Annotated in this window: 12 protein-coding genes and 1 pseudogene; 1 reads left to right on the forward strand and 12 read right to left on the reverse strand. The window is 58.8% G+C overall.

The features are described 5' to 3' along the window. The 9 genes and pseudogenes from TRL7639_RS23495 to TRL7639_RS13720 form a co-directional block, all read right to left on the reverse strand. Window positions 1-121 (reverse strand): annotated as a pseudogene (locus TRL7639_RS23495) (sulfopyruvate decarboxylase subunit alpha); the annotation flags it as partial. A 32-nt stretch (window positions 122-153) separates the two neighbouring features. Continuing rightward, the gene (locus TRL7639_RS13685) at window positions 154-564 is read right to left on the reverse strand and encodes a universal stress protein (protein WP_085796435.1); all 411 of its coding nucleotides are present in this window, start codon (window positions 562-564) and stop codon (window positions 154-156) included. 19 nt (window positions 565-583) lie between these two features. Continuing rightward, complete coding sequence (locus TRL7639_RS13690; RefSeq protein WP_085796436.1) at window positions 584-1,564, reverse strand: alcohol dehydrogenase catalytic domain-containing protein; 981 nt, start codon at window positions 1,562-1,564, stop codon at window positions 584-586. Beyond that, window positions 1,561-2,322 (reverse strand): SDR family NAD(P)-dependent oxidoreductase, encoded by a 762-nt coding sequence (locus TRL7639_RS13695; protein ID WP_085796437.1) that lies wholly within the window; start codon window positions 2,320-2,322, stop codon window positions 1,561-1,563. Before TRL7639_RS13695 ends, TRL7639_RS13690 begins: the two co-directional genes overlap by 4 nt. Beyond that, window positions 2,315-3,622, reverse strand: coding sequence for a histidinol dehydrogenase (hisD, locus tag TRL7639_RS13700; RefSeq protein WP_085796438.1), 1,308 nt, complete (start codon window positions 3,620-3,622; stop codon window positions 2,315-2,317). The genes TRL7639_RS13695 and hisD overlap by 8 nt, the downstream gene beginning before the upstream one ends. A 12-nt stretch (window positions 3,623-3,634) precedes the next feature. Further along, on the reverse strand, window positions 3,635-4,963 hold the full coding sequence (locus tag TRL7639_RS13705) for a TRAP transporter large permease (protein WP_085796439.1): 1,329 nt from the start codon (window positions 4,961-4,963) through the stop codon (window positions 3,635-3,637). An 11-nt stretch (window positions 4,964-4,974) separates the two neighbouring features. Further along, window positions 4,975-5,487, reverse strand: a complete 513-nt coding sequence (locus TRL7639_RS13710) for a TRAP transporter small permease (protein ID WP_085796440.1) — start codon at window positions 5,485-5,487, stop codon at window positions 4,975-4,977. Between the two features lie 113 nt (window positions 5,488-5,600). Beyond that, window positions 5,601-6,746, reverse strand: coding sequence for a TRAP transporter substrate-binding protein (locus TRL7639_RS13715; protein WP_085796441.1), 1,146 nt, complete (start codon window positions 6,744-6,746; stop codon window positions 5,601-5,603). A 22-nt stretch (window positions 6,747-6,768) separates the two neighbouring features. Then, window positions 6,769-6,954, reverse strand: a complete 186-nt coding sequence (locus TRL7639_RS13720; protein ID WP_085796442.1) for a hypothetical protein — start codon at window positions 6,952-6,954, stop codon at window positions 6,769-6,771. Between the two features lie 130 nt (window positions 6,955-7,084). Between TRL7639_RS13720 and TRL7639_RS13725 the strand changes: the two genes are divergently transcribed. Beyond that, on the forward strand, window positions 7,085-8,110 hold the full coding sequence (locus TRL7639_RS13725; RefSeq protein WP_085796443.1) for a LacI family DNA-binding transcriptional regulator: 1,026 nt from the start codon (window positions 7,085-7,087) through the stop codon (window positions 8,108-8,110). A gap of 83 nt (window positions 8,111-8,193) precedes the next feature. Here TRL7639_RS13725 and TRL7639_RS13730 read toward each other — a convergent pair whose 3' ends face one another. Genes TRL7639_RS13730 through TRL7639_RS13740 form a run of 3 tightly spaced genes read right to left on the reverse strand, consistent with a single transcriptional unit; the run spans window position 8,194 to window position 12,079 of the window. Next, window positions 8,194-10,272 (reverse strand): dipeptide ABC transporter ATP-binding protein, encoded by a 2,079-nt coding sequence (locus tag TRL7639_RS13730; protein ID WP_085796444.1) that lies wholly within the window; start codon window positions 10,270-10,272, stop codon window positions 8,194-8,196. 12 nt (window positions 10,273-10,284) lie between these two features. Then, the gene (locus tag TRL7639_RS13735) at window positions 10,285-11,124 is read right to left on the reverse strand and encodes an ABC transporter permease (protein WP_085796445.1); all 840 of its coding nucleotides are present in this window, start codon (window positions 11,122-11,124) and stop codon (window positions 10,285-10,287) included. A 4-nt stretch (window positions 11,125-11,128) separates the two neighbouring features. Next, a complete protein-coding gene (locus TRL7639_RS13740; RefSeq protein ID WP_085796446.1) occupies window positions 11,129-12,079 on the reverse strand; it encodes an ABC transporter permease in 951 nt (316 codons plus the stop codon). Between the last annotated feature and the right edge of the window lie 29 nt (window positions 12,080-12,108).

Consider the following 12,108-nt stretch of genomic DNA (forward strand, 5'->3'; position numbering starts at 1 on the left):
GGATCTCGGGCCGTTTGTCGACCTCCTCGATCACTCCGGCCAGTTGTTTGCAGGGAACGGTCGTCACAAACTCGATCCCGTTGGCTATCAGATCATCCGCGATCCGGGCGTCAATACTCATCGGCGGTTTGCCTTTGCTTTGAAATGGAAACTTCAGGTTCTTCGGTAGACATGGACAGCACAGGGCGCATGGCGCACCACGCGAGCAGCCGTTGAACCCAGCAGATAGTCGCTGAATCCAGGTTTGTGTGATCCGATGACGATACAATCGACATCATGCGCCGCCGCATAATCAATGATCGAGCGATAGGTGTGGCCTTTGACAATCTCGGCCGTGACCCCGTCCAGTCCGTCGGTCTTTTCCTTCAGCACTTGCACGGCTCTTTCAAATCCCTCGCGTACGGCGTCCTTGTCCAAAAATGCGGCGACCGAACCTTGGGGGGCTTCGTGGACATGAAATGCCACGATGTTGCCACCGGGTGTACAAAGCGCCTTGGCCACTTTCAGCGTCTCGGGCGACAGGCCGTGATCAAGGGCCATGGGAACCAGTATCTTGTCATACATGGGCTGTTTCCTTTCGCTGTCAGTTCCAAGGATCGAGAACGATTTTGGGGGCCGCCACGATCCCGCGTCTCAGGTCGCGAAAGGCCTCGGCCCCCTGGGACAGGGGGCGTTCTTCGATCCAGTTCAGATCCCCAAGCTTACCATCGAAAATGGCCTGTGCGGTGTCTCGGAAATCTTGTGCGGTATAGGTGTAGGTCCCAACAAAGGTGATCTCTTGCAAAGTTAGTCGCCGAACATCAATGCCGCCTGTATCCTCCCCCAGACCCACATGGGCGATCACGCCGCCGGGTTCAGCCAAAGCCGAGGCGAGCTCGCGCGTTTTGGCATAGCCCACGGCGTCAATCACCAACGGGGCTGGGTGGCGCGTAGCAGTTTCGGCAGGTTGACCACATCGCTCACGCAAAAAGGCGCGGCGGCTGTCGTTGGGCTCTATGATGGTGATATCCTCGACCCCCATGGCTTGCAAGGCCAACGCGGCGGCCAGCCCGATGGCACCACCACCAATTACGATGGCACGTCGTTCCATCGACGGATGCAGCGCCTCAAGCGCAAGCCGTGCGGCGTGCCAACTCACCGCCAAGGGCTCTGCCAGGGCCGCCTTGTTCAGCGGCACGCTGTCGGGCACGGTCACCAGGTTGCTTTCCGGCATCGAGACATATTGCGCAAAGGCCCCCTCGCGCGGTGGCATCGAAATGATCTGCCGCTCGATGCACAGGTTCTCGCGGCCCGCAAGGCAGGCGGGGCAAGTGCCGCAGGTCACCAATGGGTTGATGGTCACGCGGCGCCCGCTCTGTGGCCCACCTTCGATCACTCCGGCCGCCTCGTGGCCAAGGATCAGCGGGGCGGGGCGACGGGCGTCGTGGCCCAGATAGGCGTGCATGTCCGAGCCGCAGATACCAACCGCCGCCACCCGAACCAGATGCTCGCCCACGTTCGAGATCGGGCCGATTGTGTCGCGATAGGCCAGCGTTTCAACGCCTTCATAGATCAGAGCCTTCATTTCGCTGTGAACCCTCCATCCACCATCAGTGTTTGTCCCGTCACGTAGCCCGACGCGTCCGAGCACAGGAACAGCAGCGGGCCGTCAAGGTCGCTGAGCAGTCCATTGCGCCCTATACAGGTTTGCGCTGCGTTGCGGGCAGCGCGGGCATCGTCGGCAAAAACGGCATGTGTCAGCTCGGTCGGAAAGAATCCGGGCCCGATGGCGTTGGCGGTGATGCCATGCGGCGACCAGGCCTCGGCCATGGCGCGGGTCAGCTGCGAGATGCCCCCCTTGCTGGCCCCATAGGCAATGCCGCCGGGAAAGGCACGGGTGCTTTGAAGCGAGGCGAAATTGACGATCCGACCCCAGCCTTTGGCCTTCATTTCGGGCACAAAGGTCTGGCTCAGGAAGAAGGGCGCGGACAGATTGAGCGTAAGCGTCATGTCCCACCCGTCATCTGTCACGTCATCCGCTGCCTGCCGCGTGTTGACGCCTGCAGCATGAACCAGGATGTCGGGTGCCCCAAAGGGCGCGCGAATGGCGTCGCTGATCGACGGCAATGCGTCCCGATCCGCGACATCGGCCACCACATAGGCCGAGGCGTCGCCGATCTCGCCACAGGTCTCGCGCAGCGCCTCTTCACGGCGTGCCACGACCACGACTTTGGCCCCCGCAGCGGCCAAGGTCATCGCGGCCTGCCGCCCCAGACCCGAGCTGGCGCCGGTGATGCAGGCAACCTTGCCGTTCAGGTCAAAGAGGTGTCTTGGGTCAGCCATTTGCAGTCAGATCAAAGGTTTCGTCCGGGAAATACTTGGCCAAGCGCACATCAGCGGCGCGGGCGTGCCCCTCCATCCCTTCGAGGCGCGAGATGCGCGCGGTGGCCTCGGCCACGGCCTTCGATCCTTCTCGGGTGGCGCGCTGCCAGGTGACGATTTTCATGTATTTGTGCACGCTGAGACCGCCGGTGTAGCTGGCCGCGCGCGAGGTGGGCAGCACGTGGTTGGTGCCGGTTGCCTTGTCGCCATAGGACACAGTCGTTTCTTCTCCAAGGAACAGCGAGCCATAGCAGGTGAGCCGGTCCAACCACCAATCCAGATCTTCGGCCTGTACGGTCAGATGCTCGGGCGCATATTCGTCGGAGCACGCGGCCATCGCCTCTCGGTCGGAACACAGGATCACCTCGGCATAGTCGCGCCAGGCCGCAGTGGCGTTTTCGCGGTTCACATCCGGAAGATCGGCGATCAGGCCGGGGACCAGTTCCATCACCTCTTCGGCCAGCTTGCGGTCATCGGTGACCAACCAGACAGGCGAGTTGTAGCCATGCTCGGCCTGGCTCACCAGATCGGTGGCGACGATGTGCGCGTCTGCCGTTGAATCGGCCAGGATCAGGCTATCGGTCGGGCCCGCGATCATGTCGATGCCGACACGGCCAAACAGGATGCGCTTGGCTTCGGCCACGAATTGATTGCCGGGGCCCACAAGGATGTTGGCCTTGGGCAGGCCAAACAGGCCGAAGGTCATCGCTGCAACGCCCTGCACACCGCCCATGGCCATGATCTTGTCCGCGCCGCAGATGTGGGCGGCGTAAACAATCGCAGGGGCAACACCCACGCCGGGACGAGGAGGGGAGCAAGCGGTGATATGCTTGCAGCCCGCGACCTTGGCCGTCGTTACGGTCATGATCGCACTGGCGATGTGGCTGTAACGGCCGCCGGGTACGTAACAACCGGCAGCATCAACCGGGATCGCTTTTTGACCCGTGATAAAGCCCGGCGCGATCTCGGTCTCAACATCGCTGACGGTGCTTTTCTGCAACTCAGCAAAGCGGCGCACGTTGTCATGGGCAAAGCGGATATCGGCCTTGAGCTTTTCCGGCACCAGGTCACAGGCGGCCTCGATCTCTTCGGGCGTGAGCAGAACGTTGCCTTCGTATTGGTCGAATTTGGCGGCGTATTTCATCGCCACCGCATCACCGCCTGCTTCGATCTCGTCCAGGATTCCCTTGACGATCAGGTGGGTTTCGGCGGCATTCGATTTGGGCGTCAACGTTGCCTGCTTGAGGTATTCGCGTGTCATTGCAGGGAAATCCTATTTGTAGATATCGGGGAGTAGGGTTGTCGAAATCGCGGGTACATATGCGATCAAGAGTACCACGATCAGCATGGTCAGAACAAAGGGCACAGCGCGCGCCGCGATCTTGAGGATCGATTCACCGGTGATGCCCGAGACCACAAAGAGGTTGAGGCCAAGGGGCGGCGTGATGAAACCCACACCCAGGGCGGTGATCATCATGATGCAGAACTGAATCTCGTTCATGCCGATGTTGTCCGCCAGCGGCTTCAGGATTGGTGCCAGGATCACGATGTTGGGCGTTGTTTCCATCACGCAGCCAGCGGCAATCAGGATGCCGATCATCAGCAGGATCAGCATGGCCGGATCGTCGGTCAAACCAGTCACGGCGGTCACGAACCCTTGCGGCACACCCATGATCGCCAGCGCTTCGGCCAGGGGGGCCGAGAAGGCGATGATTGGCAGGATGACGCCGTTGACCTTGGCCGAGCTCACCAGCATGGCCGGAAAGTCCGACAGCTTCAGGGTTTTCAGGATGAACCCCATGATGATGGTCACGACCACGGCGGTGGCACCGGCTTCGGTCGGGGTCAGGCGACCCGAAAAGATGCCGTAGAAGATGATGCCGGGCACGATAAAGGCGTACCAGCCGGATTTCAGCGATTTCAGCAGGTTGGCGGACCATTCGCTCATGCTCATGTTGCCGCCGCTTTCATAGCTGTAGAGGCGGTTCATGATGATGTTGGTCACGAGAATGGACACCAGAATGGCCAGACCGGGGATCAGTGCGGCCAAAAACAGCGTCGAGGCGGAAATACCCAGCACAAGCCCGATGATGATGTAAGCGATCGACGGCGGGATCAGGATGCCGGTACAGGCACCCGCCGCGACCAACGCGCAGGCATAGGGGCGGGGATAGCCGCTTTCGACCAGACGGTTGATGGTCATCCGACCCACGGCAGCAGCACCGGCTGCGTCCGAACCCGAGATGGCCGCGAACATGCCGCAGACCAGAACCGTGGCCGAGCCAAAGCCGCCCTTAGTCCAGCAGGTCAGCGCCTCGGCCACGTCCAGAAACTTGCGACTGAGGCCGGTGCGCACCAACACGTCGCCTGTCAGGATAAAGAGCGGCACGGCGGTCAGGGCAAAGGCGTCGATGCCGGTGAACAGGCTCTCGCCAACGGCACTAAGTGGCAGATCGCCCGACATGATGAGCATCGTGATCGCAGCAGCACCGATGGCGGCCCAGACAGGCACGGCCATGGCGATGAGACCCACGAACATGAGAACGGGCAGATAGAAATCCCAGCCAAGTTCAACGGTTTGATTGAGTTGTTGCCAAAGCATGTCTTATCCCCTCAATCAAACATCTTTTCGCCTTCGAACACGGGGCGGCCGGCTCGAAAGTCGTTGATATCACGCCACAAAGACTGCAGCAGACGCCAGGTCATCAGGGCAAAGCCAAGGGGAACTGCCATCAGGAACCAGACCATCGAGATGCGCAGGCCGTGGCTGACCGAGCCGAACTTGGCCGAGACATGCACCGTCTCATACGACCAGTAGAGCGCCACCAGAGCGACAACGAGCATCACCAGATCACCAAAGATGTAGAATGCCGCCTTCATCCGGGGGCCAAAGTAATGAAGGATCACGTCGATGCGGATGTGAGCGCGATCCTTGACCGCCGCTGCAGCGCCAATCCAGGCGAGGTAGATAAAGGAATAGCGCACGATCTCTTCGCCCCAAATCGAGGAATAGGCAAAAAGTTCGCGACGAATGACTTCGATTGCCATCGTGGCAACCAGCATCACGTAGAACGTCAGAAGCAGCCAGCGCTCTGCGTTTTGGTCGATTGATCGCAGGATACTCATTGTAATTCCTTGGCGTTCGACACGTCTTTAAATCCGCCATCCGGTGGCGTTCACAGGTCATGTCGTCAAAAGGGTAGCGCAGGCACCCATGGCGGATGCCTGCGGGCTTTGGATCAGGCGTCGTGCACGAAGTATTTGCCCTGCGTGCCGGCGGCCTCTTCCATCTTGGCAAAGTTGTCCATCGACCCTGCCAGTTCTTTTTTGAAGTCGTCCCATTCGGACCGCTGATATCCACCGGCCTCTTTCCATTCGCCAAGCTGATCGTCGCTGAGCGAGTGGAATTGAACACCTGCCTTGGTCAGTTCGGACATGGCATAGGCGCGGGCCGAGGGGACCTTGGACAGGTTCTGGTGTCCGGTCATCTCGGCACCCCACATAACGCCCTCTTGCACGTCCGACGGCAGCGCGCTGAACCATTCCAGGTTACAGGAATAGACCTGACTGTCCGGCACGGCCTGGGTAAAGGTCACATGGCTCAGGATGTCCTTGAAGCCAAAGACATAAAGCGCGCCGACCGACGGGTCGAGCGCATCGGCCACGCCCTGTTTGATCGCTGACGGTGTCTCGCCCCAGGCGACAGGCGTCGGGTTGGCGCCGACCATGCGATAATACTGCTGCAACATCTTCGAACCCGGAACGCGGAATTTGACACCGGACATGTCGCCGGGGCTCATCACCTTGTTGCCGCCCTTGCGGACCGCGACGACGCGGGGGTCGATGTTCACGTAAAACAGCGCTTTGAAGCCGTTGGATTCGACCTTGGGTTCCACTTCGGATTTCCAGAAACCGGACGTGACCAGATTGGTGAAACGCTGGTTCGAGCCACACAGATAAGGCATGTTGATCAGGTCAACGGTCGAGGCGAAGGGCGCAAAGTTCGACAGCGAATGCTGCGCCGCCTGGATAGTGCCGCCCTGAACCTTTTGCACAAGTGCGCCGCCCGCACCCAACTGCCCACCGGGGGCCAGTTTGACATAGACCTTGCCGTTGGTGGCGTTCTGGATGTTTTCCTTCAGGTCCAGTTGCATGATCGGATAGCTGCGCGATGCCCCCAGCACATAGGCCGTGGCGACAGTCATGACGTGCTCTGCCGCCTGCTCTCGCTCTTTCTCTTCCTTGGCGGTCTGGGCCACAGCCTCCGAGGACCACAATACGCCTCCGGCGCCAGCAACCATTGCCGCGGTGAAAGAGCCCGTTGAGGCCAGTTTCAGAAAATTTCGGCGCTCAGCAGATTTGAGGCCATCCTTACCATTTGTCATTGTCTTCCTCCCTAAAGATCGGTCAGCCGCCGGTGTTGTTTTTCTGGTCAGCTTCGCGTTTGAGAATGGCCGCCACGAACAGGATCGAGGCAACAAACAGAACCAGCATCTCTCCGACATCTCCAAGAAATCCACCGCTGCCAAAGGCGCCCAGGGCGACATTGGAAAAAAACGCGACAAATACGGCGATTGCAGCCCAAAGGAACATCGTAGAACTCCAGATTCTTATCTCAAATCCATTTGTAAGCGCTTACATTTGCAATGCAAGCGTTTACATTGATCAAGTGGCAAGCGACCGGTTTTGTGTTATGACAGGGGAAAGCAATGGCAGGCATGGCATGGGAAAAAACCGCTCAGCTCCGACACTTAACGACGTCGCCAGAGAGGCGGGAGTTTCAACGGCCACCGTGTCACGTTGCCTGAACTCTCCGGACCGGGTGATCGAAACAACTCGTCAGAGGGTCATGCAGGCCGTCGAATCACTCGGCTATACACCGAATTTTGCGGCTCGGGTCATGGCGGCAAATCGCAGTTACACCATCGGGGCCATCATCCCGACCATGGACAATGCCATCTTTGCCCGGGGGCTGCAGGAATTCCAGGATCAACTGCGCCAGAGAGGATATACGCTTTTGGTATCGAGCTCGGCTTATGACCCTGAAATGGAGCGGGAGCAGATCCGTACGTTGGTCGCGCGCGGGGCGGATGGGCTGTTGCTGATCGGGCACGCGCGCGACGCGAGCATCTATACGTTTCTCGAGCAGCATCAGGTTCCGTCACTTGTGGCTTGGTCATATACGCCAGAGGCGCAACAGCCCTCTGTCGGATTTAGCAATATCGAGGCCATGGGTGAGCTTGCGCAGCTTGTTATCGGGGCCGGTCATCGACGAATTGCCATGATCTCGGGGCAAACATCGGGCAATGACCGAGCACAGGGCCGCGTCGAAGGTGTAAAGCGTGCAATGGCGCAGAGCGGGCTCGACGCTGCAACACTGACGCTGATTGAGACGGATTACGAGATCGAAAAGGGTGCCGACGCCTTTGCACAGTTGATGACTCTTTCACCACGGCCGACAGTTGTGATGTGCGGCAATGATGTTCTGGCCGCAGGTGCCCTGAGCGAGGCACGACGGCTTGGGATCAAAGTACCGGAACAAGTCTCGGTAACAGGCTTCGATGACATAGAACTGGCCGAGATCGTCAGCCCTGGCCTGACCACTGTTCATGTTCCGCACCGGGAAATGGGGCGCGAGGCTGCGCGTGAACTGACGGCAATGGTCGAAGGCAAATCAGCTGGCCAGTCCGTTTGCATAAAGACAAGGTTGATGGCTCGCCATTCATTGGCAGAACCTCCGTGCCAATGAATGCGTCGAACGGACCGGCCTAGAGCGATCCGCTGACGACTGCGCGTGAACTGAAGGCCAGGTACTGTCAGTTTTCAAACGCGTCACGATGAGGAGACGACGCCGTCCAAGATTAGCTGATTGGTATTGGCCTCAGCTGAATGCTGGTGTTTGTCCTCTCCGATTGGCTCGTCGGCAAGCTCTTTCGCAGGGATATGGCAATGAATGATGTGTTCGCGGGTCAGCCCTTGAGCAGGTGGCGTTGCCGTGTCGCAGATCTTTCCGACGTGGCGAGTACAGCGCCGTTGAAATGGACATCCACTGGCGGGTGGTTCCTTTTCCGTCACATCGTCAGCCAATAGAACCGGGTGCGTGTCAGGGTCGGGTTCCAGAACGGCGCCCATGAGGGTCTTTGTGTAAGGGTGATAGGGGGGAGCATAGACGTGTTCGGCCGGGCCGATTTCGCAAATGCGGCCCTGGTACAATACCGCAACCCGATCCGAGACAGCTCGAACCACTGCCAAGTCGTGGCTGACAAAAATGTATGAGCTGCCGTTTGCCTTTTGCAGCCTGGTCAACAAGGCCAAGGCTGCGGCTTGAACCGACACATCCAATGCGCTTGTGACTTCGTCGCACAGGGTGATTTCCGGATTGGCAGCGAATGCCCGTGCGACACCGACACGTTGCTTCTCGCCGCCGGACAGCTGACTGGGGAAACGGTCGAGATAGCGTTCAGGAAGACGGACCGCCTCTAGAAGCTCCTTGGCCTTATCGCGGGAGGCCTGGCCCTTTAGGTCAAAATACAACTGCAAAGGCGCCGCCAGGATTTCGGCGACAGTGCGGCGTGGATTGAGCGAGGCATCCGCGTTCTGAAAGATCATTTGAACCTTACGCAATGTTTCGCGATCCCGGCGGCCAACCGGCGGGGCCAGATCCTGAGTGCCATCAAGAGTAATAGAGCCAGATTCAGTGCCGACCAATCCTGCTACAGCCCGCAATATGGTTGATTTTCCCGAACCGGATTCGCCAACGAGTCCCAGCGTTTCACCCTTTTTCAGATCAACGGACACATGGTCGACTGTTGGTGTCTTTTGGGGTCGTTTGAGCAGCCGGTCCAGCAGGCCAGGACGTCGATACGAGATTGCGACGTTGTTCAATGAAAGGGCTGCCTCGTGTCCGATGTCTGGGGTTCGTTCGTTCGCAGTATGTGTGTTTGTCGTGTCGAGAGCAAAGAGACACCGCGACCGGCCCAAGCCCCGGTCGACAAGATCGGGCATTCCGTTGCGGCAGGCTTCTTGAACCTGGTTGCATCGATTTGCGAATGCGCAGGACGTGAGCTCGGATCCAACCGCCGGGGGCACGCCGGGCATGGATGATGGAATACCGGGTTGGTTCAATCTGGGGATCGAAGCCAACAGGCCACGTGTGTATGGATGTTGCGGTCTTTTCAGCACATCGCGGGTTTGGCCTTCTTCAACAAGCTGGCCGGCGTACATGACGGCAACTCGGTCGGCCACACGCGCAATAACACCCAAGTCATGACTGACGTAGACCATCGCGACCCCAAGATCCTGGGCCAGATGACGCAGGAACTCAAGAATATGCGCTTGAGTAGTGACGTCCAAACCTGTCGTAGGTTCGTCCAACAACAGGGCTTTTGCATTCCCGGCAAGAGCCATGGCAACAGCCGCGCGTTGTTGTTGCCCCCCTGACAGTTCATGTGGATAGCGTGTGGCCATGTCTTCGGGGCTGGGCAGGCGCACTTTGCTCAGAAGCTCGACCACACGTGTTTCGCGTTCGGTACGGCCCAAATTCGTGTGCAACTGCAGGGCCTCGTCGATCTGTTGTCCAATTTTCAGTGTTGGCGTCAAAGCCTGACCTGCGTTCTGCGGGATCAATGCGATTGACGAACCGCGAAGCCGCGCCCGTTCCGGCTCGGGTAAAGCGAACATGTCGTTTCCATCGAACAGGGCATGCCCCGAGAACACAGACAATCCGGATTTCAGATATCCCATCATGGCCAGGGCAACAGTCGATTTTCCCGATCCGGATTCACCTACGATGCCAAGGGTTTCACCCGGCTTCAATTCAAGCGACACGCCGCGCAGAATGGGGGCCTGACGCTGGTCTTTTGCGGTGAACCCGATCGACAGATCGTGGATTTTGATCAGAGGAGTGGTCATGTGCGTTGCCCTTTACACGGCGATTGCGGTGGCGCGGTCGAGGCCAAGAGCCTTGCCAACTGCATCTGCAAGCAGGTTTATTCCGATGATCAGTGTGCTGAGCGCGAAACACGGCCAGAAAACTGCCCAGGGTGCGGTGCTGATCAGGCTGCGCTCTTGCGCGACCATAAGGCCCCAGTCCGGTGTCGGCGGGGTTGCGCCAAAACCCAGAAAGCTGAGCGACGAAAAGGCCAGCAGCATCCAGCTCCATCTCATGGCGCCTTCCACCAACAGAATGTCGCTCAGGTTCGGGAACATCTCGCGCGAAATGATCGGCCAGATTTTTTCACCCCGCGCACGCGCGGCTGTTACGTAGTCACGAGCGGCGATCTGCATGGCTGCGCCCCGAACGACCCGCAGGACGGCAACGCCATAGAAGAAGCCCAACGTTGGGATGATTGTTGCGGGACCGGCCCCGCCCACCGAGATGATGAGCAGCAAAAAGAGCAGCCACGGCATGGACAGGAATGCGTCCACGATGCGCATCGAATATTCGTCCACGCGCCCGCCGACGGCTCCGAAGAAGATCCCGGCAAAGCCGCCCCACAGGGTTGCGATGAGCGCGGCTGCGAAGGTCACGGAAATGGCCAGACGACCGCCATAAATGACACGTGAAAACACATCGCGCCCCAAGGAATCCGTGCCCAACCAATGCGTCAGGTCCGGGGCCAGCAGGATTGCGTCAGCGTTTTGCGTTGTTGGATCAAATGGGGCGATCATGGGGGCAAGCAGGGCCAAAAGCACGTGAAACAGGGTCAATCCCAGGCCAAGGGCTCCCGAAGGTTTTGAGGCGATGTTTTGCAGAAGGTTCATGATGTCAGTGCCCTTTGCGGCGTTGGCGCGGGTCGAGCGCCAGTGCAGCAAGATCCGCGATCAAATTCACGGCCACGTAAATGGCCGAAAAAATCAGTGCGATGGATTGAACCAAAGGTAGGTCGCGATCATGGATCGCTTCGATCATCAGGGTTCCAAGTCCCGGGTAATTGAACACCTTCTCGACCACCACAACACCGGCCAGCAGCCAAGCTATGGTCAAGGCAATGACGTTCAGGGCCGGGATCATTGCGTTGGGGACAGCATGTCGGCGGATGATCTGTCGTTCTGGAACCCCCTTCAGTCGGGCCATCTGCACATAGTCCGACGACATGGCATCAATGACCGAAGCGCGAACCATCCGCATGATGTGTGCGATCAGAACTGCACTTAGAACAAGCACAGGCAGCACGATGTTGGGCAGCATCTGGGCGAAGGACGCACCTGGCGGCACGATCGTTACAGCAGGGAACCATTGCAACGTGATTGCAAAAACATAGATCAGCGCGGTGGCAGTGACGAATTCGGGGATTGTCATGGCCAGCATCGCCGCCCCTGACAATGACAGGTCCAACGGCTTGTCCCGCCTGACCCCCGCAGCAATTCCAAGCAGGATCGCAAATGGAATGGCAAGCAGGGCCGCTATGCCGCCCAAGATCATCGTGTTGCGAAACCGGTCCCAGATCAGCTCGTTGATTGGTTTTCGCTTTTTCAGCGAGTATCCAAAATCGCCTTGCACTGCGGCCGATATCCAATCGCCGTAGCGGACCACTGCAGAGCGATCAAGACCTTGCTGTTCGATGCAGCGTTCAAGCCTGGGCCCTTGCGCAAATCGTTGCAGAAAAGAAGTGCAGACGTTTCCAGGTAGGGCTTCGACCGCCGCAAACATTACCATCGACACAAAGGCAATGGTGAAGGCGGCAAACCCCATACGGCGCAAGAACAATGACGTCATGGCGGGCTCCGTTGAAAATTATGTCGGCG

Origin of the sequence: Falsiruegeria litorea R37 (assembly GCF_900172225.1) — a bacterium.
GTDB lineage: Bacteria > Pseudomonadota > Alphaproteobacteria > Rhodobacterales > Rhodobacteraceae > Falsiruegeria > Falsiruegeria litorea.

Excerpts from the sequence above, each read along its gene's own strand:
- TRL7639_RS13690 (WP_085796436.1), bottom strand. The coding sequence starts at position 1,564 with ATGAAGGCTCTGATCTATGAAGGCGTTGAAACGCTGGCCTATCGCGAC.
- TRL7639_RS13720 (WP_085796442.1), bottom strand. The coding sequence starts at position 6,954 with ATGTTCCTTTGGGCTGCAATCGCCGTATTTGTCGCGTTTTTTTCCAAT.
- hisD (WP_085796438.1), bottom strand. The coding sequence starts at position 3,622 with ATGACACGCGAATACCTCAAGCAGGCAACGTTGACGCCCAAATCGAAT.
- TRL7639_RS13695 (WP_085796437.1), bottom strand. The coding sequence starts at position 2,322 with ATGGCTGACCCAAGACACCTCTTTGACCTGAACGGCAAGGTTGCCTGC.
- TRL7639_RS13685 (WP_085796435.1), bottom strand. The coding sequence starts at position 564 with ATGTATGACAAGATACTGGTTCCCATGGCCCTTGATCACGGCCTGTCG.
- TRL7639_RS13710 (WP_085796440.1), bottom strand. The coding sequence starts at position 5,487 with ATGAGTATCCTGCGATCAATCGACCAAAACGCAGAGCGCTGGCTGCTT.
- TRL7639_RS13740 (WP_085796446.1), bottom strand. The coding sequence starts at position 12,079 with ATGACGTCATTGTTCTTGCGCCGTATGGGGTTTGCCGCCTTCACCATT.
- TRL7639_RS13730 (WP_085796444.1), bottom strand. The coding sequence starts at position 10,272 with ATGACCACTCCTCTGATCAAAATCCACGATCTGTCGATCGGGTTCACC.
- TRL7639_RS13725 (WP_085796443.1), top strand. The coding sequence starts at position 7,085 with ATGGGAAAAAACCGCTCAGCTCCGACACTTAACGACGTCGCCAGAGAG.
- TRL7639_RS13735 (WP_085796445.1), bottom strand. The coding sequence starts at position 11,124 with ATGAACCTTCTGCAAAACATCGCCTCAAAACCTTCGGGAGCCCTTGGC.
- TRL7639_RS13715 (WP_085796441.1), bottom strand. The coding sequence starts at position 6,746 with ATGACAAATGGTAAGGATGGCCTCAAATCTGCTGAGCGCCGAAATTTT.
- TRL7639_RS13705 (WP_085796439.1), bottom strand. The coding sequence starts at position 4,963 with ATGCTTTGGCAACAACTCAATCAAACCGTTGAACTTGGCTGGGATTTC.